Raw genomic sequence first — 24,293 nt, forward strand, 5'->3', positions numbered from 1 at the left:
GGTGACCGCGTGACCGCGTGACCGCGTGACCGCGTGACCGCGTGACCGCGTGACCGCGTGACCGCGTGACCGCGTGACCGCGTGACCGCGTGACCGCCTGACCGCCTGACCGACTGCCCGGGACGGGGCGCGGCCTGACCGGGAGGGCGCGCCGCCCGGCGGTCCGCGGCAGGTCCGGCCGTGCGCCGTCCGTCCGCGTCACGTCCCGCCGTGCGCCGCCCGTACCGCCTCCAGCGTGTCGGCCTCGGCCGCCGTCTTGTCCTCGCGGTAGCGCACGACGCGGGCGAAGCGCAGGGTGACGCCCGCCGGGTAGCGGGTCGAGGTCTGGAGGCCGTCGTAGGCGATCTCGACGACCAGTTCGGGGCGCACGGTGACCACGTATCCGTCGGTGGGGCCGACCGCCAGGGCGAGCAGCCGCTCGGTCTGCCAGTCGAGCAGCGCGTCCGTCAGGCCCTTGAAGGTCTTGCCGAGCATGGCGAAGCCGTCGCCGTCGCGCGCGCCCAGATGGAGGTTGGAGAGCTTTCCCGTGCGGCGGCCGTGGCCCCACTCGACCGCCAGCACCACCAGGTCGAGGGTGTGCACCGGCTTGACCTTGATCCAGGACGCGCCGCGCCGACCGGCCGCGTAGCCGCTGTCGGCGGCCTTGACCATCACACCCTCGTGCCCGCGGTCCAGCGTGGCCCGCCAGAAGTCCTCGGCGGCCCGCAGCTCCGCCTCGTCCGCCGGGTCCGACACGACGGTCCGCCGGACCCGCAGCTCCTCGGGGAGGAGCCCGGCCAGCACCGCGTGCCGCTCGTCGTAGCCGCGGTCGAGCAGGTCCTCGGTGGCGTCCCCGTCGCCGACGGCGAGTACGTCGAAGAAGACCGCCGTCAGCGGCAGGGCGCGGGCCGCCGCCGACACGTCGACGCGGGAGCCGACACGGCCCGCGGTCTCCTGGAACGGCCGGGGCCGCCCGTCCGGGCCGAGCGCCAGCACCTCGCCGTCCAGGACCAAACGGTCCGCGCCCAGCGCGCGGACGGCCGCGACGACCTCCGGCAGGCGCTCGGTGATGTCGTCCAGCGTGCGGGTGAAGATCCGGACCGACTCGCCGTCGCGGTGCACCTGGACACGGATGCCGTCGATCTTCTCCTCGATCGCGCAGGGCCCCGCCTTGGCGACCGCCGCGGCGACCGATTTGGCGGAGGACGCCAGCATCGGCAGCAGCGGCCGGCCGACCGCGAGGGCGAATTCGGTGAGCGCGTCGGGGCCGCGCGCCAGCAGGGCCCGCGCGACCGGTTCGAGGGCGCCCGCGAGCATCACCGCGCGGCGTACGCCGGCGGCAGGCGCGCCGGTCGCGGCGGCCAGGCCCTCCGCCGCCGCGGCGTCCAGCGCGCCCTGCCTGACCTCGCCGGTGAGCAGCCCGACCAGGAACTCCTGCTCCCGCTCGGTCGCCGCGCCCAGCAGGCCCTGGAGCAGGTCCCGCCGCCGGCCCTGCGACCCGGCGCCCGCGACCGCGCCGACGGCCGTCAGCGCCTCGTCCACCGCCCGTACGGTCAGCGTCGGCTCCGCGGCGGCCTCGGCGCGGTCCCGCAGCGCCGCCCAGCCGACGCCGAGCCGCCCCTGCGGCAGGCGTCCGGCCAGATACGCGATGGCGACCGGCACGTCCTCGGGCTCCATGGCCCGGAAGAACTCGGCCAGCAGCGCCGTCTTGCGGGTCCGCGCTGATGTGTGCGCGACCTCGTACGAGACACGGGCGACCTCGGCGAACAGCATGTTCTCCATCCTGCGGCGAACCGGGCGGGAACGCCCGGCGTGTGCCGGACGTATGCCCGACGTGTGCCCGGCAGACATCCGGCACACGCGTTCGACACACGGCACACAATAGAACAGGCGTGCGACAGTCGAGGTAGGCTCGGGGCATGAGCCACCCGTCCCCTCAGCAGGCGTCCATCTTCGGCGGCGGCGCTCCGGGCCTCGGTGACCTGGAGGGAGCCCGCCGCACCCACCTCGGACAGGGCGCCTGGATCGACACGCTCCCCGGATGGCTGAGCGGCGCCGACGACCTCTACGCGGAACTGGCCGCGGAGGTCCCCTGGCGCGAGGAGCGGCGCCGGATGTACGACAACGTGGTGGCCGTACCCCGCCTCCTCGCCCACTACCGCGAGGGCGACCCGCTGCCCGCCGACGTGCTCACCGACGCCCGCGCGCGGCTCAGCGCGCACTACGCGGCCGAACTGGGCGAGCCCTTCGTCAGCGCCGGACTGTGCTTCTACCGCGACGGCCGGGACAGCGTGGCCTGGCACGGCGACCGCTTCGGGCGCGGCGGCACCCACGACACGATGGTCGCCATCGTGTCCCTGGGGGAGCCGCGCCCGCTGCTGCTCAGGCCGCGCGGCGGCAGGGGCGCCGGGAGCACCGTCCGGCAGCCGCTGGGCCACGGCGACCTGATCGTGATGGGCGGCTCCTGTCAGCGGACCTGGGATCACGCGGTGCCGAAGACGCGGGGAGCGGTGGGCGGGCGGATCAGCGTCCAGTTCCGGCCACGCGGAGTGGCGTAGGACCGGTGCGGAGTTGGTGCGGGACCGGCGCGGAGCGGTGCGGGACCGGTCGGTTCTCCGGGGGAGCGGCCCCCGCTGCGGGCGCGGACGGCGGCCAGGCGGCTCCCGGCGTTGATGATCGTCGGGCGAGGAGCATACTGGCGGTGACAGCACTGTTGTCCGAAACCGCTGTCAAGGGGTGTCCGAAAAAACCGCAGGTGTCCGAAGGGGGCATTCAGGGTGGACATCGCGGTCGGCCGGCGTCAGGGGGCGCCGAGGCCGACGCGAGAGGCGTGGGAAACGCCACCGGGACGCTGCCGTGCGATGTCGCGAACGGTGGCGCCGTGATCAGTCCTGCCCGGAACTTCTCCCATCCCGCTCTGTTCTACCGCGGCGCGCGCGAGTATCTGGAGGGCACCGTCCCCTTCGTACGGGACGGCCTCGCCGCGGGCGAACCGGTCGCCGTCGCGGCCCCGCCCGTCGGACTCGGCCTGCTGCGTACCGCCCTCGGGGCCGACGCGGGCGCCGTGCGCTTCATCGACATGACCAAGGCCGGGCGCAACCCCGGGCGCATCATTCCGGCCGTGCTCCGCGCCTTCTGCGACGCGCAGCCGCCGGGTCCGGTCCGGATCATCGGCGAGCCGATCTGGCCGGGGCGCACCGCGCTGGAGTACCCGGCCTGCGTCCAGCACGAGGCGCTGATCAACACCGCATTCGCCGGGCGGCAGGTGACGATCCTGTGTCCGTACGACGCGGCCGGGCTCGCCCCCGACGTCCTGGACGACGCGCACGCCACCCATCCGGTGGTGATCGAGGCGGGCCGCGAGCGGCCCAGCGACCGCTACGCGCCGGACCACGCCGTCGCCTCCGGCAACACCCCGCTGCCCGAGCCGCGGGACGCCGCGTCCTTCGCCTTCGACGACCAACGCCTGCGCGACGCGCGGCGCTTCGCCGTCCGGCTGGCGGGCGGCTTCGGCCTGACCGGCACCCGGCTGGACGACCTGGCCCTCGCGGTCTCCGAACTCATCACCAACAGCGTTCTGCACGGCGGCGGTTCCGGCACGATCCGGCTGTGGACCGAGAACGACCAGGTGGTCTGCGAGGTCCGCGACGGCGGCAGGCTCAGCGACCCGATGGCGGGCCGCCGCCTGCCTCCGAACGGCCGTCCGGGCGGTCGCGGTCTGCTGATGGTCAATCACATCGCGGACCTCGTCCGCGTCCACGCCGCCCCCGACGGCACGGCTATCCGCTGCTACCTCGGCGGCGCTCCCGTCCCGGCCGGAGCCGCGGACTGACCGACCCCGCCCCGCCCCGCCCCGCCGACGTCGCGTGAGCGGGGCCTTTCGCTGTGCGGGCACGGTGTGGTCTCGCGGTACGCGGACGGCGGGGACCCTCCGCCATGCGGAGCCCCTTGACGCCGGGGGAGGGGCCTGGCTTCATGAACGCGGTGGCATGGGAGCGCTCCCATTGTGGCCTGCGCTGCCGAGCCGTCACCCATCCCCCCACGAACTGGTGAAGGGACTTACCAGTGACACGTCATCCCGCCCGTCCTCGCTCCGGGCCGCTCGCACGGCCCCGGCTGCCCCGTCCGCCCCGTCCGCTCCGTCGGAACCGGCCCCATCCGCTCCGGCGGCTCAGCCGGCTGCGCCCGGCGGTCGCGGTGCTCGCCGCCGTCGCGGCGCTGCTGCTGCCGCTGACCACCGCGACGACCGCGCACGCCGACCCCGTCTCGACCTGCGCGCCGCAGGGCACCCTCCCGGTGGCCGGTGGCGAGTACACGCTCCAGGCCAACGAGTGGAACTCCACCGCGCAGCAGTGCGTCACGTACTCCAGCGGCACCGCGTGGTCGCTGGCGACGGCCGACTTCAACCTGCCGACGAACGGCGCGCCCGCCACGTATCCCTCGCTCTTCAAGGGCTGCCACTGGGGCGACTGCACGCCGAACAGCGGTATGCCGATCCAGATCAGCAAGCTGGGCAGCGCGGTCTCCTCGTGGAGCACGGTGCAACCGGCGTCCGGCGCCTACGACGTCGCGTACGACCTGTGGATCAACTCGACGCCGACCACGGCCGGTCAGCCGGACGGCACCGAGATCATGATCTGGCTCAACAGCCGTGGCGGGGTGCAGCCGTTCGGCGGGAAGAGCGGCACGTCGGCCGCCGCGGGTCACAACTGGGACGTGTGGACCGGCCGTCAGACCTCGTGGAAGATCATCTCCTACGTGTTGCAGGGCGGCGGGACCTCGGTCTCGAACCTCGACGTCAAGGCGCTGATCGACGACGCGGTCGGCCGCGGTTCGGTCGACCCGGCGCACTACCTCATCGACGCAGAGGCCGGTTTCGAGGTCTGGCAGGGCGGCCAGGGTCTGGCCACCACCGGCTTCTCCTTCAGCGCGAGCGCGGCGGGCTCCGGCGGCACCGGCTCCGACACCCAGGCGCCGACCGCGCCCGGCGGCCTCAACGTCACCGGGACCACGGCGACCTCGGTCTCCCTGGGCTGGTCGGCGGCGACCGACAACGTCGGGGTGACGGCGTACGACGTCTACCGCGGCGGCGCGTTGGTGGGGACGACCGCAGGCCGGTCGTACACCGACTCGGGGCTGACCCCCGCGACGGCGTACACGTACACCGTCAAGGCGCGCGACGCGGCGGGCAACACCTCCGCCGCCTCGGCGCCGGTCACCGCGACCACCTCCAACGGGTCCAACGGCGGTGGCGGCAGCGGCTGTTCCGCCAGCTACACGGTGAGCAACGACTGGGGGAGCGGCTTCACTGCCGATGTGACGGTGGCCAACAGCGGTACGTCGGCGACGCGTTCGTGGACGGTGTCGTGGACCTACCCCGGCAGCCAGCGCGTCACCAGCTCCTGGAACGCCACCGTCGCCCAGTCGGGCGCGGCGGTGACCGCGGCGAGTCTCGCCTACAACGGCGCCCTCGCGCCGTCCGCCGAGACCCACTTCGGATTCCAGGGCACGTACAGCGGCGGGAACGCCGTTCCCGTGCTGACCTGCACGGCGACCTGACGCACCGTCCGGTCGCGCCTCGCGGCGGCCCGGCGAGCGGGGAGACCCGCTCGCCGGGCCGCCGTGCGTAGCGGACACATTGCGCCGCCGCACGGCTGATTCTTGGTGTGGACATGACTAAATCCTGGGACTAGGGTGCGACTTGGTCTAGACCTGGATCGGTGTGGTCTTGTGCCGCACGGGCAGGTCCGGGCCGCGTACGACCGTAGACATCCGCGGAACTCCCCCACGTTCTCAAGGAGTACGCCATGCGCAAGAAGATCAGTGCGGCCGTGATCGGGCTCGGCGTCGCCGGTTCGTTCGTGCTCGCCACCGGAAGCGCCAGCAGTCACGGCTACATCAGCACCCCGCCCAGCCGCCAGGCGCTGTGCGCCGCCGGGACCGTCACGAACTGCGGCGACATCCAGTACGAGCCGCAGAGCGTCGAGGGCCCCAAGGGCTTCCCGGCCGGCGGTCCCGCCGACGGCAAGATCTGCAGCGGCGCCAACAGCCGCTTCGCCCAGCTCGACGACCCGCGCAACGGCGGCTGGCCCGCCACGCACGTGACGGGCGGTCAGAGCTACACCTTCACCTGGAAGTTGACCGCCCGGCACTCGACGACCGACTTCTCGTACTACCTGACCAAGGCCGGGTACGACCCGAAGAAGCCGCTCACCCGGGCGATGCTCAACACCACGCCCTTCCTGAAGATCCCCTACAACGGCTCCCAGCCGCCCGCCACCGTCGTCCACCAGGGCACGATCCCCAGCGGGCTGAGCGGCAAGCAGCTCATCGTCGGCGTCTGGACCATCGCGGACACCGCGAACGCCTTCTACTCCTGCGCTGACGTGCAGTTCTGACGCACCGTCCGGGGCCGCCGCCGTCCTGCTCCGCTGACGGTGCGTCACCGTAACGCCCGGCGTGGGCAGCCGCACCCGCGCCGCCGCGTAGGGCAGTGTCGAAGCCGGAACCGGGCCGTTCGGACGCCCGGACGGCGCGCGACACGACGACGGAGGCGGCAGCGGGATGCGGACACGACGGGGACGGCGACTGACGCGGGGCCTCGGCCCGAGGCGGGCGCGCGGCGGAGTGCTCGCCGTGGCGGCCCTCACGGCTGCGGCGGCGCTCGCCGGAACGGGAGCGGGCGCGGCGACGGCGACGGCGGCGCCCGGCGACGGGGTACGGGGCTCGGCCTTCGCCCCGGTGCCGGACGCTTCCGCTGCCGCGCCCGCGCCCGGCGGCCCCGACCTGCCGGTGTGGCGCAGCCGCCGCGCGGCCGGGCCCGAGCGGGACGAGGAACTGCGCGCCGTGGCGGCCCGCGACTCGCTCGACGCGTGGTCGGTCGGCTACCGCGAGGACCCGTCGGGCGTGAACGTCCCCGTCGCCGAGCGCTTCGACGGCGCCCGGTGGAACGCCACCGGCCCGCTCGCCCACCGGCCGTCCGGCGGCGCGGCGGCGAACGGCAAGCTCGACGCCGTACTGCCGCTGTCCGCCCGTGACGTCTGGGCTGTCGGCTCCTGGAACGACGCCGCGGCGTTCCAGGACCGCTCGCTGGCCGAGCACTTCGACGGCCGCCGCTGGCAGGAGGTCCCGCTGCCCGCGGAGGCCGCCGACCGGTCGGCGTACCCGTCGGCGCTCGCGGGCACCGGCCCGGACGACCTCTGGACGGTCGGCGTCACCGCGCAGGACCGGATCGGCGCGCCGCGCCCGCTGGCGTACCACTGGAACGGGCGCGCCTGGTCGTCGGTCGCCACCCCGGAGCCTGGCGGCGACGCGCTGCTGTCGGGTGCGGCGGCCGACGGCGACGGTCGTGTCTGGGCCGTCGGCGTCGTCTACGACGCGCGGGGTGAGGGCCGCCCGCTCGTCGAGCGCTGGGACGGCGCGGCCTGGCGGATCGTGCCGACGCCGCACACCGCCGGCCGCGGCGAGTCGCTGGAGAGCGTCGCCGTGCTCGGCCCCGACGACGTGTGGGCGGTCGGCGGGAGCAGCACGCCGGACGGCACGAACTCCCCGCTGACCCTGCACTGGGACGGGCGTACGTGGACGGAGGTCGCGGGGCCCGCCGTCCACGCGGACCTGCACGGCGTCACCGCGTACGGCGAGCACGGCCTGATCGCCGTCGGCGAGCAACAGGGCGTGGCCACACCGGCGTTCACCATGCGCTGGGACGGCGCGGCCTGGCACGCCGAGCCCGCGGCGACCGACGCGGCGGGCCAGGGTGCCTCGCTCTTCGGCGTGGCCGCCGTGCCGCACCCGCTGCCCGGCACACCCACCGCGTGGGCGGTCGGCTCGACCCTTCCCCAGTTCCAGCCGACCTGGCGGCCGATCGTCCAGGGCTACGGCGGGGTGCCGGTGCGCTGAGCGGCAGGGGCCGCCTCCGGCGCGGGACGGCCCCCCCTTGCTGGCCGGCTCCTCAGGTGCGGCCCGTGGCCCAAGCGCCGGTTGATCAAGGCCCGGGCTGGTCGAGGTCCGAGGTGGTCGAAGCCTGAGGTGGTCGCGGCCCGGGTGTGGTCGAGGCCCGGGTGTGGTCGCGGCCCGGGTGTGTTCGAAGCCCGAGCCCGGGCTGGTCGAGGTCCGGGTGTGGTCGAGGCACGGGTTAATCGAGTGGTCCGGCGGGCGGCCTGCGGCGATGATGCCGGGATGGAACGTGACTTCGACGCGCTGGTGGCGGAGGCCGACTCGGTGTCGGTCGACGGGTGGGACTTCTCCTGGCTGGACGGGCGGGCCACCGAGCAGCGGCCGTCGTGGGGGTATCAGCGGCGGATGGGCGAGCGTCTCGGCCGGGCGTCGGCCGCGCTCGACATCCAGACCGGCGGCGGCGAAGTGCTCGCCGCGGTGCCCGCGCTGCCGCCGCTGATGGCCGCGACCGAGTCGTGGCCGCCGAATGTGGCCAAGGCGACCGCGCTGCTGCACCCGCGCGGCGCGGTCGTCGTCGCGGACACGGACGAGCCCCCGCTGCCCTTCGCCGACGAGGCGTTCGACCTGGTGACCAGCCGCCACCCCGTGACGGTGTGGTGGGACGAGATCGCGCGCGTCCTGCGCCCCGGCGGCACGTACTTCTCCCAGCAGGTCGGCCCGGCCAGCGCGTTCGAACTCGTGGAGTTCTTCCTCGGAGAGCAGCCCGACGCGGTGCGCGGCGCGCGCCACCCCGACCTGGCGCGTGCGGGCGCCGCCGCGGCCGGACTCGAGGTGGTCGACCTGCGCGCCGAGTCGCTGCGAATGGAATTCCACGACATCGGCGCGGTCGTCTACTACCTGCGCAAGGTCATCTGGATGGTCCCCGGCTTCACGGTCGCCGAGCACCGCGACACCCTGCGCGCCCTGCACGAACACATCACGTCCGAGGGGTCGTTCACGGCCACGGTGACCCGCTTCCTCATCGAGGCGCGGAAGGCGGCCTGACGCCGGGACCCCCCCCGCGACGCCCGCCGCGGTTACGCGCGGGGCCGGTCGGTGTGGAAGGTGCCGAACGCCCCGTCGTGGTGGACCAGCGGCGAGTCCGCGCCGGGACCGCCCGCGTCCTCCACATGGCCGACCACGAGGAAGTGGTCGCCGACATCGTGGACGTGCACGGTACGGGCGGTCAGCCAGGCCGGCACCCCGGACAGCAGCGGCAGCCCGCCCGTGTCCGGTGTCCAGTCCACCCCGACGAACCGGTCCACGCCACTGCGCGCGAAGCCCCGCGCCAGGTCCTCCTGGTCGGACCCGAGCAGATGCACGGCGAAACGGTCGGCCGACCTGACGGCGCCCGCCGTGGACGCCGTGGTGGACAAGTAGAAGGAGACCAGGGCCGGTTCGAGGGACGCCGAGGTGAAGGACGTCGCGGTGAATCCCGCGGGACCCGGCACGGTCACGACGGTCACCGCCGTCGCCTGCCGCCGCAGCGTACGCCGCAGCAGATCGGCCGGACGTACCGCTCCGGCGGCGGAACGGGTGTGATCCACGGGTGAGTTGGTGGCAGCGGCGAGCGACGGGGTCGCGGTCATGACGGGCGGTCCTTCCGGGTCGGATGCCAGGGGAGTGGCCGGACCCCTTACGGGGCCCGGCACATGGCGGGGCGTCAGGGCGCGGCGACCGGGGTCACCGTGAGGATCGGCGGGAGCGAGGGAGCGATACGCAGCCGCTCCAGCCACTGGACGACGAGGGCGGCGACACTGCGGTGCTGGATGTCGTTGAGCACGTCGTGCCTGCCGTCCGTCACCGTGGCCAGGGTCGCCGCGGGCAGCCGCGCGGCCAGGGAGTGGGCGACGGACGGCGCGGAGACCGGGTCGGCCGCGCCGTGCAGCACGAGGGCCGGGAACGGGAGCCCGGCTGTGAGCGCCGCGTCGGCGGCCTCGGCCAGCGCGCCGGGGACGGGGGCGGCGAGGGCGCCGGCGACGAACAGCGGATCGGCGTCCAGCCGCCCCCGGTGCGTCGGGCACGCCGTGCGTACGGCCAGCTCGTCGTCCCACCCGGCCGCCGCGCCCGGTTCCGGCGCCCCGGCGAGCAGCAGCGCGTCCGGTGCGACGCCCGTACGCCCCGCGGCTGCCAGCGCGTGCAGGGCCCCGCTGTCGGAACCGGCCAGCACCAGCGGCCTGGCCGCGCCCGCCGCGATCGCTTCGACGGCGCCCGCGACCGGCTCGGGATCGCCGTCCTCAGGCACGTCGAGTACGTGGACGACATACGCGTCGGCCGCCAGCCGTCGGCCGAACCGCTCGTACACGCCCGGGTGTTCACCGCGCCCGGGGAGCAGGACGACGGTGCCGCGGTGCGCCAGGCCCGCGGCCGGGTACCAGTCCGCGACCGGCGCGGCCTCCTCCGCCGGGCTCGGGACTCGCGGGTGCACCGGGTCGCCGGTGGCCTCGGCGAGGCCGACCGGGGCGCTCATCGGGCACCGCTCACGGCGGCGACCGCGGGAGCGGAGCCGGACACGCCCGTCGCGTCCGCGTCGCGCCGGGCCACCTCGGCCCGGACTAGCGGCAGCAGGTCGCGGCCGTAGTCGATCACGTCGTCCAGCGGGTCGTAGCCGCGGATCAGCAGCGTGGTGACGCCGATGTCCACGTAGTCCAGCAGCGCCTGGGCGACGGTCTCCGGCGTGCCGACCAGGGCGGTCGAATTGCCCGCCGCCCCGGTCGCCTTGGCGGTGGGGGTCCACAGCGCGCGGTCGTGCAGCTCACCCTTGGCCGCGGCGGCGAGCAGCCGCTGCGAGCCGGTGTTCTGCGGCTGGGCGTCCGGGCCGACCGGCAGGGTCGTGCGGCGGCTGCCGACGAACGACCCCGCCGCGCCGCGGGAGTTGATGGTGTCCAGGATGCGGTGCGCGCGGTCCCACGCCTCCTCCTCGGTACGGCCGAGGATCGGCCGGAAGGAGACGCTGATCCGCGGCGGCTCGGTGCGGCCCGCCGCCTCGGCCGCGGCCCGCACGGACGCGATCTGCTCCGCCGTCTCCGCCAGCGGTTCGCCCCACAGCGCGAAGACGTCGGCGTGCTTGCCGCCGACCCGGTAGGCCGCCTCGGACGAGCCGCCGAAGTACAGCGGGATGCGGGGCTCGGTGACCGGGCGCACCTCGGAGAGGTAGTCCTCGTAGTGGTAGAAGCGGCCCTCGTGGCTGACCGGTTCCGTGCTGGTCCAGGCGGACTTGAGGATGTCGAGGTACTCGTCGGTCCGCGTGTAGCGGTCGTCCTTGCCGAGGTGGTCGCCGTCCCTGCGCTGCTCGGCGTCGTGCCCGCCGGTGATGATGTGCACCGCGGTGCGCCCGCCGGAGAACTGGTCGAGGGTGGCGAAGGTCCTGGCCGCAAGGGTCGGGGCGACGAAGCCGGGGCGGTGCGCCACCAGCAGGCCCAACCGCTCGGTGTGCGCGGCGACATGGGCGGCGACCTGCGTACCGTCGGGGCTGCCGGAGCCGTAGCCGATCAGGACGCGGTCGAAGCCCGCCTCCTCGTGGGCGAGGGCGAACCGCCGCGTGTAGTCGGGGTCGACGACCGGCCCGGACGGAGGACGGACCTCGGAGACGTCGCGGGTGCCGATCATGCCGATGAACTCAACAGGCATGGCTGCTGGGGCCTTTCGTGAGAGGGAGCGGAAGAGAAAGCGAAAAGGGGGTCAGCGGGCGGACCCGCCGAGATCGAGGGCGGCGCGCCCGGTGCCGAGCAGCACCGAGTCGTCCTGCGGGGTGTGGACGCGGGAGCACAGCACGTCCCGCAGATGGCGTTGCAGCGGGTTGTCGTTGGTCAGGCCGTTGTTGCCGATCAGCGCGACGGCCTGCTCGACCGAACCGATCGCGGCCCGGGTGCCGAGCACCTTCGCGCCGCCCGCCTCCGCGGCGGCGAGCGGATCGCCGCTGTCGACGGCCTCGGCCAGCGCCGCCACCAGCCTTTCCGCACCGGCCAGTTGGACCTCGATCTCGCCGACCGCGCTCTGGAAGCGCGGCAGCGTGGCCAGTGGAGCACCGAGCGCGCTGGGCACGCGCTCGTGCAGGAAACCGGTCAGCCACCGCTGGGCGGCGCGCGCTACGCCGAGGTAGAGCGCGGTCAGGCCCAGCGAGTTCCAGGCGCCGCCGACGACGTCCCGGCCGCCGTCCTGGCCGGGCTCCGCGAGCCCGGCGGTGCGGCCGAGCGGCACACGGACCGAGTCGAACAGCACGTCGTCGCTGCGGCTGGCGCGCAGCCCCAAGTGGTTCCAGGTGGGCCGCACTTCGATGCCCGGCGAGTCGGTGCGCACCAGGAACGAACCGGTCCGCACCGGCTCCTCGTCGGTGCGCGCCCACACCATCATCCAGCGCAGCGCCACCGCGCCGGTCGAGAAGATCTTGTGCCCGGTCAGCTCCCAGTGGTCCTCGCGCCGCCGCGCGGTGGCCGCCGGAAGCCCGCCGCGTACCGGACTGCCCAGATCGGGCTCCACCCGCAGGGCGTTCACCAGCGCCGGGCGTCGCGCCGACTCGGCCAGCAGCTCGCCGTAGGTGTCCTGCGGCCAGTGGGGGGCGCGGGCCTGCGCCGAGTGCGCGAACAGCGTCATCGACGTGACCAGGGCGACCGCCGGATCGCCGCCGCCGAGCGCCCGCAGGATGCGTACGGTGTCGGCGAGACCGGCTCCCGCGCCGCCGTGGCCGCGGTCGACGGTCGCGGTGAGCAGTCCGGCGGCGTGCACGGCGGCCACGCCCTCGTGCGGGAAGCTCGCGTCCCGGTCGTGCTCACCGGCCCGCGCGGCCAGCGCCGCCGCGACCTCGGGCAGCCGGTCGTAGTCGGGTGCGGGCAGGCCGGTGGCGGCGGCGTCCGCGGGCGCGGCGGAGCCGGTGCCGGTGCCGGACGAGGACGCGAGGTCGGTGGTCACGGTGTGGCCTTCCTGTGGTGGGGCCGTTCGAAGTGGGGATCGCCGGGCTCGGGTGGTCCGAGGCGGCCGTACGGGCCGGGCGCGTACGTGTCAGCGGTGGCCGGTCCCGCGGCGGCCGTCGAGGGTGTCGCGTGCGCCGTACGGCCCGCGCGGGGATCGTCGGCGAAGGCGGGCGGCCGGCGGACGGTCACCTCGGGCGGCGGCCCTCCGGTCCACAACTCGACCTCGACCAGGGCGTGTTGGCCGGTGCAGCCTTGGGAGAGCCGAGAGCTGGGGATGTCGGCGGTCAGCACGTTCGGATTGCCGTGCGCGCACAGCGGCGGCTCGTGACCGGGCACCGGGTCGAACCACGCGCCGGTCGGCAGCCGTACGACACCGGGCCGTACCCGGTCGGTGAGCACCGCGCCCGCCAGGCAGGCGCCCCGGTCGTTGAAGATCCGCACCAGATCGCCGTCGCGGACCGAACGGGCCGCCGCGTCCGCCGGATGGATCCGCAGCGCCTCGCGCCCGGCGACCTTGGCGTCCAGGCTCGCGGCCCCGGTGTCGAGCTGACTGTGCAGCCGGTTGGCGGGCTGGTTCGCGATCAGCAGCAGCGGCAGCCGGTCCGCGGCCGGGGCGCCCGGCCACTCGTCGGGTTCGAGCCAGGCCGGGTGGCCGGGGCAGTCGGGCAGCCCGAGGGCGGCCACCGTCGCGCTGGTCAGCTCGATCCGGCCGCTGGGGGTGGCCAGGGGCGCGCCCAGCGGGTCGGCCCTGAAGTCGGCGAAGAGCGTGCGCTCGGCGGGCTGCGGCGGCAGTTCCCACTCGCCCGCCGACCAGAAGTCCGCGAAGGCGGGCGGCTCGCCGCCCCCGGTCGCCGCCAACTCCTCGGCCCACCGCGTGTACAGGTGCTCCAGCCATCCCGCCGGGTCCCGTCCCTCGGTGAACCGCTCGCCGAATCCGAGGCGTTCGGCCAGACCGGCCAGGATCGCGTGGTCGTCGCGGGCCTCGCCGACCGGCTCGACCGCGCGGTGCATGGCGATCAGATGGGTGTCGCGCCGCCCGCCGCCGATGTCCTCGCGCTCCAGGGACGTGGTGGCGGGGAACACCAGATCGGCGTGGCGGGCGGTCGCCGTCCAGTGCGTCTCGTGCACCAGCACGGTGTCCGGCCGCCCGAAGGCCCGCCGCAGCCTGCCCAGGTCCTGATGGTGGTGGAAGGGGTTGCCGCCGGCCCAGTGCACCAGCCGGATGTCCGGGTAGCGGCGGCGCGTGCCGTCGTAGTCGTACTCCTCGCCGGGACGCAGCAGCAGGTCCGCGATCCGGGCGCAGGGGATGAACTCCGCGACGGGATTCGGCCCTTGGGGCAGATACGGCAGCCGGACCTGCGGACCGGTGTCGCCCACGTCGCCCATCGAGCCGTAGCCGTGGCCGAATCCGCCGCCCGGCAGTCCGATCTGGCCGAGCAGCGCGGCCAGCGCGAGCGCCGCCCACACCGGCTGCTCGCCGTGCTGGATGCGCTGCAACGACCAGGTGACGGTGACCAGGGTGCGCTGCCGCGCGGCGCTGCGGGCCAGGTCGCGGATTCGGTCGGCCGGGATGCCGGTGAGCGCCGCGGCCCACCGCGCGTCCTTCACCGTGCCGTCGTCGGCGCCGCGCAGATAGCGCAGGAAGGTGTCGGCCCCGGCGCAGTACCGGTCGACGAACTCCCGGTCGTACAGGCCCTCGTCGACCAGGGTGTGGGCGAGCGCCAGCATCAGCGCGGTGTCGGTCGCCGGGCGGATCGGGTACCAGTCGGCGTCCAGGCCGTCCGGCAGGTCGTCGCGCAGCGGGCTGACCAGCGCGACCCGGGCACCGGCCGCGGCCAGCGCCGACAGATGGCCGGGCGTGCCGTGCCGGGTCACCCCGCCGGGGGTGACATGCACGTTCTTCGCGGGGATTCCGCCGAAGGCGATGATCAGTTCGGTGTGCCCGGTGATCGTCGGCCAGGTGGACGAGGACCGCAGCACCGACTCCGCGTCGCCGACCAGATACGGCAGCAGCACCAGCGAGGTGCCCAGGCTGTACGAGTTGCGCGAGCCCGTGTAGCCGCCGAACTGCGCCAGGAACCGGTGGAGTTGGCTCTGCGCGTGGTGGAAGCGCCCCGCGCTCGCCCAGCCGTACGAGCCGCCGAACACCGCCGTGTTGCCGAACTCGTCGCGGACCCGGGCCAGTTCGGCGGCGGCCAGGTCCAGCGCCTCGTCCCAGCCGAGTTCCACGAAGGGCTCGTCGCCGCGCCCGGAGGTGGGACCGGGGCCGTGCTCCAGCCAGCCGCGCCGGGCGGCGGGCCGCCGGATCCGGGTGGCGTGCCGGAGCGAGCCCGGCACACCGCGCAGCAGCGGTGACGGCGAGGGGTCGGCGGGGTGCGGGACGGCGGTGACCGTGCCGTCCGCGTTCCGCCGTACCCCGAACGCCCCCCAGTGGGAGGTCGTCGGGGTGACCGCCCCGGCCCTCCTCCCCACCGGGGGCGCGCTCCCGGTCCCGGCGGTCATACGGCAGCCGCTCCGGTCAGCGCGGCGCCGTCGGTCTGCTCGCGGACCAGCCGCACCAGGGCGCCGTAGTCGCGGGCGTCCTCCAGCGGGCTGAAGCCGCGGATCAGGAGGGTCGACACGCCCAGGCCCACGTAGTCCAGCAGCGACTCGGCGACCTGCTCGTAACTGCCCACCAGCGCGGTGGAGTTGCCCGCGGCCCCGGTGACCTTGGCGACCGCGGTCCACAGCCGCTTGTCGTGCACGTCGCCCTTGGCGGCGTATTCGAGCAGCCTGCGCGAGCCCTCCTGCGCGGTGTGGTCGAGGTTGAACGCCTTGCGCACCTCGCCCGCCTTCTCCTTCGTCAGCCGCAGGACGTCCTCGGCGCGGCGCCACGCCTCGGCCTCCGTGGCGGCCGGTATCGGGCGCAGGCTGACGCTGAACCGCGGGTCGCGGCCGTACGGCGCCGCCGCCGCGCGGACCTGCCGGATGCGCTCGGCGATCCCCGCGAGCGGCTCGCCCCAGAAGGCGTACACATCCGCGTGCTTGCCGCCGACCCGCACCGCGTCACCGGACGCGCCGCCGAAGTACACCGGGATCGGATCGGCCGGGCGGACCGACGAGTAGCCGCCGCGCACGGTGTAGAACTCGCCCTCGTAGTCGAAGGGTTCGGCCGACTCCCACTCCTTGCGCACCACGTCGAGGAACTCGTCGGTGCGCCGGTAGCGGGTCGGCTTGTCGCTGAGGTCGCCGTCCCGCGCCTGGTCGGCGTCGTCGCCTCCGGTGATGACGTGCAGCGCGACCCGGCCAGGGTGGAAGGCGTCGAGCGTGGCGTACTTGCGGGCCGTGAGCGTCGGGGCGACGAAACCGGGACGGTGGGCGAGCAGCACACCGAGCCGGGTCGTACGGTTCAGGATCTGGTCGGCGACGGTGAAGCCGTCGGGGCTCGCGGAGGAGTGCGCGACCAGCACACGGTCGAAGCCGGACTCCTCGTGCGCCAGAGCCAGTTCGGTCAGGTAGCCGGGGTCGACGACAGGCCCGGACGCGGCGCCGGTCTCACTGAACTGCTGGGTGCTGGCGATGCCGATGAATTCGATGGGCACGGGGTCTCTCCCGAAGATCGTGGGGTTGCTGGTGGTGGGCGCGGGTCAGCGGGCGGCGGCGACCGGGTGGTGACAGGCGGCGGCCCGCTCGCCCGAGTGCGGAGAACTGCCCGGTTGCGTACGGCAGTCGGCGTCCGCCAGCGGGCAGCGGTGGGCGAAGACGCAGGCGCCGGGGTCGGCCGCCCAGACCGGCACCTCACCGGGCGGCCCCGGCCGTTCGCGCCGCTTCGACGGATCGCGGTCCACGCGGGGCGCGGACGCGGTGAGCAGCGCGGTGTACGGGTGCAGCGGGCGGGCCAACACATCGGCGGTCGGGCCCTGTTCGACCAGTCGCCCCCGGTACAGCACCGCGATCCGGTCGGCGATCCCGGCCAGCGAGCTGAGGTCGTGCGAGATGACGACGACGGCCACGCCCAGGTCGCGGCGCAACTCGTCCAGCAGCCGCAGCACATGGTTGCGGTTCGAGGCGTCCAGCGCGCTGACCGGCTCGTCCGCCAGCAGCAACGCGGGCCGCGTGACGATCGCCCGCGCCAAGGACACGCGCTGACGCTGGCCGCCGGAGAGCTGGGCCGGAATCCGGCCGCCCAGGGTGCCCGCGTCGAGCCCCACCCGGTGCAGCGCCTCCGCCACCCGGCCGCGCCGCTCGGCGCGCTCCACCCCGGCGACCGCCAACGGCTCGCCCACCAGGTCGTTCACCGTCAGATCCGGGTCCAGCGACCGCAGCGGGTCCTGGAACATGTACTGCACCAGCCCGGACCGCCGGTGGTCGCGCAACTCCCGTCCGCGCAGCGCGCCGACCTCGACGCCCGCCACGCCGATCCGCCCGGCCACCACCGGCGCCAGCCCGACCACGGCCCGCGCCAGCGTCGTCTTTCCCGACCCGGTCTCGCCGATCACCCCGAGGATCTGACCGGCCGTCACCTCCAGGTCCACACCGCTCAGCACGGGGGCGCTGTGGCTGTGGCCGGGGCGCCGCTGGTAGGTGACACCGAGCCCTTCGACCTGGAGCGCGGGCGCGGACGCCCGCGTCTCGCGTTCGGCGGCGGGCACCGCGGACGGCGCGACCGGCCGCTCGATGTCCGCCGTGGGCGGGGAGACGTCGGAGACCGGCGCCGTGCGGGCCGCGGGGGTGGTGGTCATGCGGGCACCTCCTGGAGGGGCGGCGGGGACAGGGCGAGTTCCGCGGCGCGCACGCAGCGGACACGGCGGCCGTCGGCGGTCGCGGTGAGCGGCACCGGCCGCGTACGGCAGCGGTCCTCGGCGAAGGCGCAGCGGTCGGCGAACCGGCAGCCGACCGGGGCCTCGCCCGCCTCGGGCGGACGGCCGGGGATGACGGCCAGCTCGCGGCGGTTCCAGTCGCCGAGGGAGGCGACGCGCAGCAGCGCGGCGGTGTAGGGGTGCGCGGGGCGGTGGACGACGTCCTGGGTGGGGCCGTCCTCGACGATCTCGCCCGCGTAGAAGACCAGCACCCGGTCGGTGACCTCGGCGACGACGGCCAGGTCGTGGGTGACCAGCAGCAGGGCGAGACCGCGCTCGTCGCGCAACTGGGCCAGCAGATCGAGGACTTCGGCCTGCACGACGGTGTCGAGCGCCGTCGTCGCCTCGTCCGCGACGAGCAGCCGCGGATCGCAGGCGACCGCGATGGCGATCAGGACGCGTTGCAGCATGCCGCCCGACAGCTCGTGCGGGTACCGGTGGTAGACGTCGGCGGGATCGCGCAGGCCGACCGAGGCGAAGAGTTCCACGGCCCGCTCGTGCGCCCGCGCCCGCTTCAGACCGAGGCGTACGCGCAGCGGCTCCGCGAGCTGGCGGCCCACGGTCAGCGCCGGGTTGAGATACGAGGCCGGGTCCTGGAAGACCGCGCCCAGCTCCACCCCGCGCAGCCGCTCCCACTGCCGCTTGTCGAGCGCGGTCAGATCGGTACCGGACGACGGGGCGGCGCCCGACGACTTCCTGGCCGAGGACTTCGCGGCGGACGCCTTGCCGAACGACCGGCTTGTGGGCCACGAGCTTGCGGGCGACGCCTTTCCGGCCGCCGACGCACCCGCCGCCGACCCACCCGCGGCCGAGGCACCGGCCGTCGCCGTACCGACCGCTTCCGTACCGTCGGGATCCGCACCGGCCAGCACCGCGCTGCCCGCCGACACCTCGCAGCCGGGCGGCAGCACGCCGAGCAGCGAGCGGCAGGTCAGCGTCTTGCCGCTGCCCGACTCGCCGACGACGCCGACGGCCTCGCCCGCGTGGACGGTGAAGGACACGTCGCGGACGGCCTCGGCGCGACCGCCGGAGACGGTGATGTGCAGCCCGTCCACGGTGAGTACGGGTCCGGTCGCACCGACGGTGCGGGCGCGGCCCGGCTCAGACAGCGACGACACGGTCATCGGCCTTCCTCCCCTGGGGTTCGCGGGCGGCTCGCGGCTCGGCCCCGACATCGGCGCCGCTGTCCCGTACGGCGTCCGCGAGCAGATTGAGCGCGCCGACGGTGATCATGATCAGGACGCCGGGCAGGGCGGGCGCCCACGGCTGCTGGGCGAGATAGCCCAGGTCGCTGGCGAGCATGCCGCCCCAGGTCGGGGCGGGCGGCTGGACGCCGACGCCGAGGAAGGTCAGCGAGGCGACGGTCAGCAGCGCCGTCGCCAGCGCGTGGGCCGTGGTCACGGCGATCGTCGGCAGCACCTTCGCGGCGATGTGGGTCCGCAGGATCCGGCCGCGCGAGGCGCCCATCAGCTCCGCGGCCTCCACGTACTGGGCCTGCTTCAGGCCCAGCGCGGCGGCGCGGGACACCCGGAAGAACAGCGGGGCCAGCAGCACGCCGAGCGCGAGCATCGCCTGGTTGAGGCCGTTGCCGAAGACGCCGATCGCGGCGATGGCGAAGAGCGTGAACGGCAGCGTCATCAGCGCGTCCACCGCGCGCAGCGCGGCCCACTCGAAGCCGCGGCCGAGCCACAGCGACGCGAGGCCCGGCACGACGCCGAGGACCATCGCCGCGCCGACCGACTCGACCGCGCCGAGCACGGAGCGGCCGGTGCCCGCCAGCAGCCTGCTCAGGACGTCCCTGCCGAGGTAGTCCGTCCCCAACAGGTGCGATCCGCTGGGTCCTTGGAGCACCCGCGCGGTGTCCTGCGCGAGCGGGTCCTGCGGGGCGATCACCCCGCCGAGCACCGCGAGCAGGGCGACGACGGCGAGTACGGCCAGTGCGAAACGGGCGGCGGGCACCCGTCCGGTGCGGCGCAGCGTCCTCATGAGGCACCGCCACGTGACGCGCCGTCAGCGAGCGCGGCGTCTCCCGATGCCGCGTTCGCCTTGGAACGGCCCCTGCGGGCGGCCGGGTTGAGCGCCAGCAGACCGGCGTTGATCGCGATGTTGGCGAGCAGGACCACCGCCACCGTGACCAGCAGCGTGCCCTGGATGACCGGCACATCGTGCTGCTGGGCCGCCTGGAGGGAGAGCTGCGCGATACCGGGCAGGTTGAAGATCCGCTCGGTGACGACCGCGCCGCCGATCAGCATCGGCACGCTCATGCCGAGGACGGTGAGCGCGGGTCCCGCCGCGTTGCGCAGCACGTGCCCGAAGAGCACCCGCCGCGCCGACAGACCGCGCATCATCGCGCCCGTCACGTAATTCGCCCGCAACTCCCCGACCAGCGAGGCCCGTAGCTGCCGGGCCACGTTCGCGGCGGCGTCCAGGCTGAGCGCGAAGGCGGGCAGCGCCGCGAAGCGCAGCCACTGCGCCGGATCGTCGCCGAAGGCGGTGTAGCCGCCGGACGGCAGCCACCCGAGCTTCACCGACACCACCGCGATCAGACCGATCGCGACGACGAAGGCCGGCAGCGTACCGAGCACCGAGCAGGCCGCCGTGATCGCGCGGTCCAGCCGCCCGCCGTTGCTGTACGCGGCGGCGATCCCGCCCGCCGCGCCGAGCAGCACGGCGATCACCAGGGCGAGACCGGCGATCGACAGGTCCACCGGCAGCGCCCGGAAGACGCTGTCGGAGACCGGGAGCGTGGTGAACCAGGAGCGCCCGAGATCGCCGGTCAGGGCATGGCCGAGCCAGCTCACGTACTGCACCGGCAGCGGCCGGTCCAGGCCGAAGGCGTGGTTCATCCGGTCGATGTCGGCGGGCGTGGCGGTCTCGCCGAGCACCGCCGCGCCGGGGTTGGCGTTCGACAGCGCGCCGAGCCCGAAGGTCAGCAGCGACGACAGCAGGAACACGGTGGCGGTGGTGAGCACCGCGGAACCGATCGGCCGCGGCGCGATCAGCGCCCGGCGGGCCCGTGCCGACCGCCGCCGGGGCAGCGCGGCGGCGAGCGCCGTCATCCGACGGTCACCCCTTCGAAGCGCTGCACCACCGTGGTCTCGGGCAGCGCCGACACCCCGCGGGCCCTGGCGAGGATGCGCGGCACCGTGAACAGGAAGACGTTCGGCGTGGTGCGCACGGCGGTGGCGCTCGCGGCCTGGAGGACCTTCGGGTAGTCGGGGGAGTCGAGCGGAGTGCGGGTCACCTTGTCGATGGCGGCGGCCAGCTCCGGCGGCGTGGTGCGGCCCGGATTCATCAACCCCTGCTCACCGAAGAGCACTTGGAACGCCTGCACGGCGGAGTCGCGGCCCGCGAACTGGTCGACGGCCAACTGCCGGTCGTGCTGGATGTAGATGATCTGGGTGAACTGCGCCTCGGGGATGACCTCGATCTTCGCGTTGATCCCGACCTTCTTGAGCTGCGCCTGGATCTGCTCGGGCTCGCCCTGCGCGGCGCCCGTGGTCAGCGTGAGGTCCAGGCCGCCCGCGTGCCCGGCCTCCGCGAGCAACCGCTTGGCCTTCTCCGGGTCGTACGGGAAGAGATTCGCGCTGGCCGGGTCGTACCCCGCGTAACCCTTCGGGAAGGGCTGGTAGCTGACCTCGCCGTGGCCGAACGCCTGGGTCTTCAGCAGCGCCTCACGGTCGATCGCGTACTTCAGCGCCTCGACCACCTTGGGGTCGTCGAACGGCGCCTTGCTGCTGTTCACATCCAGGGTGGCGACCACCATCGAGGGGATGACCTGCACTTCGAGCCCGGCGGCCTTGGCCGCCTCGACCTGGCTGCCCGGGATCTGCGCCACGTTGTACTGCCCCGACTGGAGCGCCGCGACGACCGTGGAGGCGTCGGGCAGCGGGTACAGCTCGAAGTTGTTCAGCTTGATCGAGGCCGCGTCCCAGTACGTGGGGTTGCGCCGCAGGACGGCCTTGGCGTTCTGGGTGTACGAGGTCAGCGTGAAGGGTCCCGAGCCGGCCGGTTTGGAGGCGATGCCCGCGGCGTCCGAGGTGAAGGCGGCCGGATTGACGACCATCCCGGTCTTGCCCGCCAGCAGGTTGGGGAGCTGGTAATCCGCGTGCGTCAGGTCGATCACGACGGTCGTGGCGTCCGGCGCGGACACCGCCTTGACCGAGGTGAGCTGCGGTGCGACCAGCGACTTGGGGTCGGTACGGCCGCGGTCGAGGCTCTTCTTGACGGCGGTGGCGTCCAGCGCGGAGCCGTCGGAGAAGGTCAGTCCGGGACGGAGGGTGAAGGTCACCTGCGTGCCCAGGGCGTTGTACTTCCACGCGCTGGCGAGCGCCGGTACGGCCGCGCCGTGCGGGTCGAGCTTCGTGAGGCCCGCGTAGACCAGGGAGAGCGAGTGCACGTCCCATCCGGCGGAGGAGAAGACCGGGTCCCACGAAGTGGGCAGCGCCCAGCCCCACTTGAGGACGGAGGAACCCGCGCTGCTCCCCGAGGTACCGCTGCCACTGCCGCAGGCCGCGAGCGCCAGGGCGGCGCCCGCGCCGAGGCCGAGCCCGAGGAAGGAACGTCTGCTCGGGGAGGAGGGAAGAGAACTGGACACGGCGGCACGATTCATGACGAGGCGTCACCTTTCGAGGGTGCGTTTCGAGGGGGTGCCCTCGACGGTGAGGGCGGCGCGACGGGGGCGGCGTACAGCGTGCCGTTCCGCTCGGCGACGGCCAGGAGACCGGCGCGCCGAGGACGGAGGCGGCACGGATCGCGGTGCGGCGCCATGGCGGCGGCACTGTGCGGTGGGCGTGACAGGGGAGTGCCGCGCCGGGGGCGGGTGCCTCAGGCGGTTACGGCGGGGGTCATGGCGTGGACGTCACGGGACGACGGGGCCACGGAAAGACGAGCGGGAGAACGCGTGGGCGGGGCGCACGGGCCTGGACACAGGCCGGCCGATCGGGGGCCTGGGGCCTGGGGTCTGCGGGGCGGTCAGGCGCCGCGCGAGGGCCACGGGCGTACGGTCAGCGACAGAGAGCGCTGCTGGTACGCAGGAAGTCCACGTAGCGGCACACCACACCGGGGTGCGTCGTAAGCATGTGCCCATCCTGACTGCCGGGGTGAGCCGATGTCAATGGACACCAAAAGGTGTCTCATTCGGTGGAACGGTGACCGCGTGCGAAAGACCCGCTGGTCAACGCGGCAGCGGGGGTACGGATACGGGGGCCGGGTATGCCGCGGCCTCGGCCGGGTGGAGCCACAGCGGGCCGTTCCCGGTGGCCACCGGGACGGCCGACGCGGGCGGCGCGACCCCCGGCGCCAGCAGTTCCCACTCCGGCCCGGTCAGGCTGCGGTGGTACGCCAACAGGGCCTCGGCGGACGGCTGTTCGGCCGACACGGACACCCCGGGGGCGACCGCGAGCGCCGCCTCCAGATAGCTCGCCGCCGGGCGCCTGCCGGGCACCACGCGACGCCCGAGCGGCCCGGTCAGCACGACGGTGGGCAGCGCGTACCGCAGCTCTCCCGACGGGGTCTCCTTGGCGGTGCCCGGATGCGGCCCCGCCGCTGTGACGGTCAGCACATCGGCCAGCGGGGCGCGCGTCTCGCGGTGGTCGGCCGTCACAGCGGCGAGCACCCGGGGGGACGCGGCGTCGGCGGCCAGGCGTACGGGGTCGAGACCGGGCACGCCGTCGGCGGCGGCCAGCGCCAGGTCCAGTGTGTCGGCGGGCTCGCCGGTCACGAACATCGTCTCGCGCAGCCGCCGCAGCACCCGGTCGGCCACCTGCCCGCCCTGCGCCTCGGCCGCCTTGGCGACCAGCGAGGCGGGCCAGCTCGTCGCCGCCACCCGGCTCAGCCGCACCGCGTGCGGAGCCCCGGTGTGCCCGCTGATCTCCCGGACGAAGCCCTCGTACCACCGGGTCTCGGCCGCCGGATCGGGCGCCGGGTCGTCGTCGGTGTCGAAGAGGATTCCGAACACCCGCCGCCATGACGCCTGTTCGCCGAGCGTGGCCCGCAGCGCGCGGAAGACGGGCTCGGAGCCCCACGCCCACGGACAGAGCGGATCGGTGTACTCGGTGACCTGGAGGCGGTCGGTGCCACCGGGCGGCGGGGGACCGGTCATGCCACGCCCGCCAGGCGGTCCTCGCCCGCCGAAGGGGCGGCCGGAGCCGCGATCGAAGCGGCGTCCGGCGCGGCGGCCTGTGCGCCACCGGCCGCGGCCGACCCGGACGGCAGCAGCGCGGCGATCGTCACCCCGGCCAGCACGGCGGCGGCGCCCTCCTCGATCGTGCGCCACACACTCGGCAGGCCCGTGGCGGGCGTCGGATAGGCCAGCTCGGCCAACGGCTCGCCGCGCAGCGTGATCACCTCGCCGTCCACGGCGCGCACCACGTCGAGCAGCGTGATCTCGGCGGCGGGTCTGGTCAGCCAGTAGCCGCCCTCACAGCCGCGCTGGCTGCGCACCAGCCCCGCCCGCCGCAGCTCGCCGACCACGGACTTCAGGAATCGGAACGGAATCTCCTGCGAGGAGGCGATGGCCTCGCAGGTCAGCGGGCGGTCGATGTCGCAGGCCAGCTCCATGAGGGCCCGCGCGGCGTAGTCCGCCTTCGCGGAGATATGCATGGCTCCAGTATGGCGCGCCGGACGGCGG

General features: G+C 74.6%; 20 protein-coding genes. 6 read left to right on the plus strand and 14 right to left on the minus strand.

Going from position 1 to position 24,293, the window contains the following annotated elements:
- Nucleotides 1-198 precede the first annotated feature (198 nt).
- The gene (locus tag ACIP4Z_RS34235) at nucleotides 199-1,752 is read right to left on the minus strand and encodes an ATP-dependent DNA ligase (RefSeq protein ID WP_401314373.1); all 1,554 of its coding nucleotides are present in this window, start codon (nucleotides 1,750-1,752) and stop codon (nucleotides 199-201) included.
- Nucleotides 1,753-1,898: 146 nt separating this feature from the next.
- On the opposite strand from ACIP4Z_RS34235, the gene ACIP4Z_RS34240 reads away from it, so the two are divergent.
- From ACIP4Z_RS34240 to ACIP4Z_RS34265, 6 genes are all read left to right on the plus strand, one after another.
- Nucleotides 1,899-2,537: an alpha-ketoglutarate-dependent dioxygenase AlkB gene (locus ACIP4Z_RS34240; protein ID WP_401314375.1), complete on the plus strand. Its 639-nt coding sequence runs from the start codon at nucleotides 1,899-1,901 to the stop codon at nucleotides 2,535-2,537.
- Nucleotides 2,538-2,860: 323 nt separating this feature from the next.
- Complete coding sequence (locus tag ACIP4Z_RS34245; RefSeq protein WP_401314377.1) at nucleotides 2,861-3,811, plus strand: anti-sigma factor RsbA family regulatory protein; 951 nt, start codon at nucleotides 2,861-2,863, stop codon at nucleotides 3,809-3,811.
- A 365-nt stretch (nucleotides 3,812-4,176) separates the two neighbouring features.
- Nucleotides 4,177-5,538 carry a cellulose binding domain-containing protein gene (locus ACIP4Z_RS34250; protein WP_401314379.1) on the plus strand — a complete coding sequence of 454 codons (1,362 nt, stop codon included), beginning with the start codon at nucleotides 4,177-4,179 and terminating at the stop codon, nucleotides 5,536-5,538.
- A gap of 248 nt (nucleotides 5,539-5,786) precedes the next feature.
- Nucleotides 5,787-6,377: a lytic polysaccharide monooxygenase gene (locus tag ACIP4Z_RS34255; protein ID WP_355350307.1), complete on the plus strand. Its 591-nt coding sequence runs from the start codon at nucleotides 5,787-5,789 to the stop codon at nucleotides 6,375-6,377.
- 238 nt (nucleotides 6,378-6,615) lie between these two features.
- Nucleotides 6,616-7,878, plus strand: coding sequence for a hypothetical protein (locus ACIP4Z_RS34260; RefSeq protein ID WP_401314381.1), 1,263 nt, complete (start codon nucleotides 6,616-6,618; stop codon nucleotides 7,876-7,878).
- 279 nt (nucleotides 7,879-8,157) lie between these two features.
- Nucleotides 8,158-8,919, plus strand: a complete 762-nt coding sequence (locus ACIP4Z_RS34265) for a class I SAM-dependent methyltransferase (protein ID WP_401314383.1) — start codon at nucleotides 8,158-8,160, stop codon at nucleotides 8,917-8,919.
- Nucleotides 8,920-8,951: 32 nt separating this feature from the next.
- Here the strand turns inward: ACIP4Z_RS34265 and ACIP4Z_RS34270 are convergent, their stop codons facing one another.
- From ACIP4Z_RS34270 to ACIP4Z_RS34330, 13 genes are all read right to left on the minus strand, one after another.
- Nucleotides 8,952-9,503 (minus strand): flavin reductase family protein, encoded by a 552-nt coding sequence (locus ACIP4Z_RS34270; RefSeq protein WP_401314385.1) that lies wholly within the window; start codon nucleotides 9,501-9,503, stop codon nucleotides 8,952-8,954.
- A gap of 74 nt (nucleotides 9,504-9,577) precedes the next feature.
- Nucleotides 9,578-10,384, minus strand: coding sequence for a serine aminopeptidase domain-containing protein (locus ACIP4Z_RS34275; protein WP_355345800.1), 807 nt, complete (start codon nucleotides 10,382-10,384; stop codon nucleotides 9,578-9,580).
- Nucleotides 10,381-11,544 carry an LLM class flavin-dependent oxidoreductase gene (locus ACIP4Z_RS34280; protein WP_401314387.1) on the minus strand — a complete coding sequence of 388 codons (1,164 nt, stop codon included), beginning with the start codon at nucleotides 11,542-11,544 and terminating at the stop codon, nucleotides 10,381-10,383. Before ACIP4Z_RS34280 ends, ACIP4Z_RS34275 begins: the two co-directional genes overlap by 4 nt.
- 51 nt (nucleotides 11,545-11,595) lie before the next feature.
- Complete coding sequence (locus ACIP4Z_RS34285) at nucleotides 11,596-12,822, minus strand: acyl-CoA dehydrogenase family protein (protein WP_401314389.1); 1,227 nt, start codon at nucleotides 12,820-12,822, stop codon at nucleotides 11,596-11,598.
- Entirely contained in the window at nucleotides 12,819-15,326 is a 2,508-nt protein-coding gene (locus ACIP4Z_RS34290) for a molybdopterin-dependent oxidoreductase (RefSeq protein WP_401314391.1), read from the minus strand. The genes ACIP4Z_RS34285 and ACIP4Z_RS34290 overlap by 4 nt, the downstream gene beginning before the upstream one ends.
- Nucleotides 15,323-16,405, minus strand: a complete 1,083-nt coding sequence (locus tag ACIP4Z_RS34295) for an LLM class flavin-dependent oxidoreductase (RefSeq protein ID WP_401314393.1) — start codon at nucleotides 16,403-16,405, stop codon at nucleotides 15,323-15,325. The genes ACIP4Z_RS34290 and ACIP4Z_RS34295 overlap by 4 nt, the downstream gene beginning before the upstream one ends.
- A 45-nt stretch (nucleotides 16,406-16,450) precedes the next feature.
- Nucleotides 16,451-17,545: an ABC transporter ATP-binding protein gene (locus tag ACIP4Z_RS34300; RefSeq protein ID WP_401314395.1), complete on the minus strand. Its 1,095-nt coding sequence runs from the start codon at nucleotides 17,543-17,545 to the stop codon at nucleotides 16,451-16,453.
- Nucleotides 17,542-18,780, minus strand: a complete 1,239-nt coding sequence (locus tag ACIP4Z_RS34305) for an ABC transporter ATP-binding protein (RefSeq protein WP_401314397.1) — start codon at nucleotides 18,778-18,780, stop codon at nucleotides 17,542-17,544. The genes ACIP4Z_RS34300 and ACIP4Z_RS34305 overlap by 4 nt, the downstream gene beginning before the upstream one ends.
- Nucleotides 18,764-19,648, minus strand: a complete 885-nt coding sequence (locus ACIP4Z_RS34310) for an ABC transporter permease subunit (RefSeq protein ID WP_391052338.1) — start codon at nucleotides 19,646-19,648, stop codon at nucleotides 18,764-18,766. Before ACIP4Z_RS34310 ends, ACIP4Z_RS34305 begins: the two co-directional genes overlap by 17 nt.
- On the minus strand, nucleotides 19,645-20,721 hold the full coding sequence (locus ACIP4Z_RS34315) for an ABC transporter permease (RefSeq protein WP_355345824.1): 1,077 nt from the start codon (nucleotides 20,719-20,721) through the stop codon (nucleotides 19,645-19,647). Before ACIP4Z_RS34315 ends, ACIP4Z_RS34310 begins: the two co-directional genes overlap by 4 nt.
- The gene (locus tag ACIP4Z_RS34320; RefSeq protein WP_401314400.1) at nucleotides 20,718-22,274 is read right to left on the minus strand and encodes an ABC transporter substrate-binding protein; all 1,557 of its coding nucleotides are present in this window, start codon (nucleotides 22,272-22,274) and stop codon (nucleotides 20,718-20,720) included. The genes ACIP4Z_RS34315 and ACIP4Z_RS34320 overlap by 4 nt, the downstream gene beginning before the upstream one ends.
- A 564-nt stretch (nucleotides 22,275-22,838) precedes the next feature.
- The gene (locus ACIP4Z_RS34325; RefSeq protein WP_401314402.1) at nucleotides 22,839-23,765 is read right to left on the minus strand and encodes a DsbA family protein; all 927 of its coding nucleotides are present in this window, start codon (nucleotides 23,763-23,765) and stop codon (nucleotides 22,839-22,841) included.
- Entirely contained in the window at nucleotides 23,762-24,265 is a 504-nt protein-coding gene (locus ACIP4Z_RS34330; protein ID WP_391052348.1) for an Rrf2 family transcriptional regulator, read from the minus strand. The genes ACIP4Z_RS34325 and ACIP4Z_RS34330 overlap by 4 nt, the downstream gene beginning before the upstream one ends.
- Nucleotides 24,266-24,293 lie beyond the last annotated feature (28 nt).

This window comes from Streptomyces sp. NPDC088910, assembly GCF_044749865.1.
Taxonomy (GTDB): domain Bacteria; phylum Actinomycetota; class Actinomycetes; order Streptomycetales; family Streptomycetaceae; genus Actinacidiphila.

What these genes read in the sequence shown, in the direction of transcription:
- ACIP4Z_RS34275 (WP_355345800.1), bottom strand. Translation starts at nt 10,384, where the DNA reads ATGAGCGCCCCGGTCGGCCTCGCCGAGGCCACCGGCGACCCGGTGCAC.
- ACIP4Z_RS34265 (WP_401314383.1), top strand. Translation starts at nt 8,158, where the DNA reads ATGGAACGTGACTTCGACGCGCTGGTGGCGGAGGCCGACTCGGTGTCG.
- ACIP4Z_RS34280 (WP_401314387.1), bottom strand. Translation starts at nt 11,544, where the DNA reads ATGCCTGTTGAGTTCATCGGCATGATCGGCACCCGCGACGTCTCCGAG.
- ACIP4Z_RS34290 (WP_401314391.1), bottom strand. Translation starts at nt 15,326, where the DNA reads ATGACCGCCGGGACCGGGAGCGCGCCCCCGGTGGGGAGGAGGGCCGGG.
- ACIP4Z_RS34315 (WP_355345824.1), bottom strand. Translation starts at nt 20,721, where the DNA reads ATGACGGCGCTCGCCGCCGCGCTGCCCCGGCGGCGGTCGGCACGGGCC.
- ACIP4Z_RS34325 (WP_401314402.1), bottom strand. Translation starts at nt 23,765, where the DNA reads ATGACCGGTCCCCCGCCGCCCGGTGGCACCGACCGCCTCCAGGTCACC.
- ACIP4Z_RS34310 (WP_391052338.1), bottom strand. Translation starts at nt 19,648, where the DNA reads ATGAGGACGCTGCGCCGCACCGGACGGGTGCCCGCCGCCCGTTTCGCA.
- ACIP4Z_RS34330 (WP_391052348.1), bottom strand. Translation starts at nt 24,265, where the DNA reads ATGCATATCTCCGCGAAGGCGGACTACGCCGCGCGGGCCCTCATGGAG.
- ACIP4Z_RS34255 (WP_355350307.1), top strand. Translation starts at nt 5,787, where the DNA reads ATGCGCAAGAAGATCAGTGCGGCCGTGATCGGGCTCGGCGTCGCCGGT.
- ACIP4Z_RS34300 (WP_401314395.1), bottom strand. Translation starts at nt 17,545, where the DNA reads ATGACCACCACCCCCGCGGCCCGCACGGCGCCGGTCTCCGACGTCTCC.
- ACIP4Z_RS34270 (WP_401314385.1), bottom strand. Translation starts at nt 9,503, where the DNA reads ATGACCGCGACCCCGTCGCTCGCCGCTGCCACCAACTCACCCGTGGAT.
- ACIP4Z_RS34320 (WP_401314400.1), bottom strand. Translation starts at nt 22,274, where the DNA reads ATGAATCGTGCCGCCGTGTCCAGTTCTCTTCCCTCCTCCCCGAGCAGA.
- ACIP4Z_RS34235 (WP_401314373.1), bottom strand. Translation starts at nt 1,752, where the DNA reads ATGCTGTTCGCCGAGGTCGCCCGTGTCTCGTACGAGGTCGCGCACACA.
- ACIP4Z_RS34240 (WP_401314375.1), top strand. Translation starts at nt 1,899, where the DNA reads ATGAGCCACCCGTCCCCTCAGCAGGCGTCCATCTTCGGCGGCGGCGCT.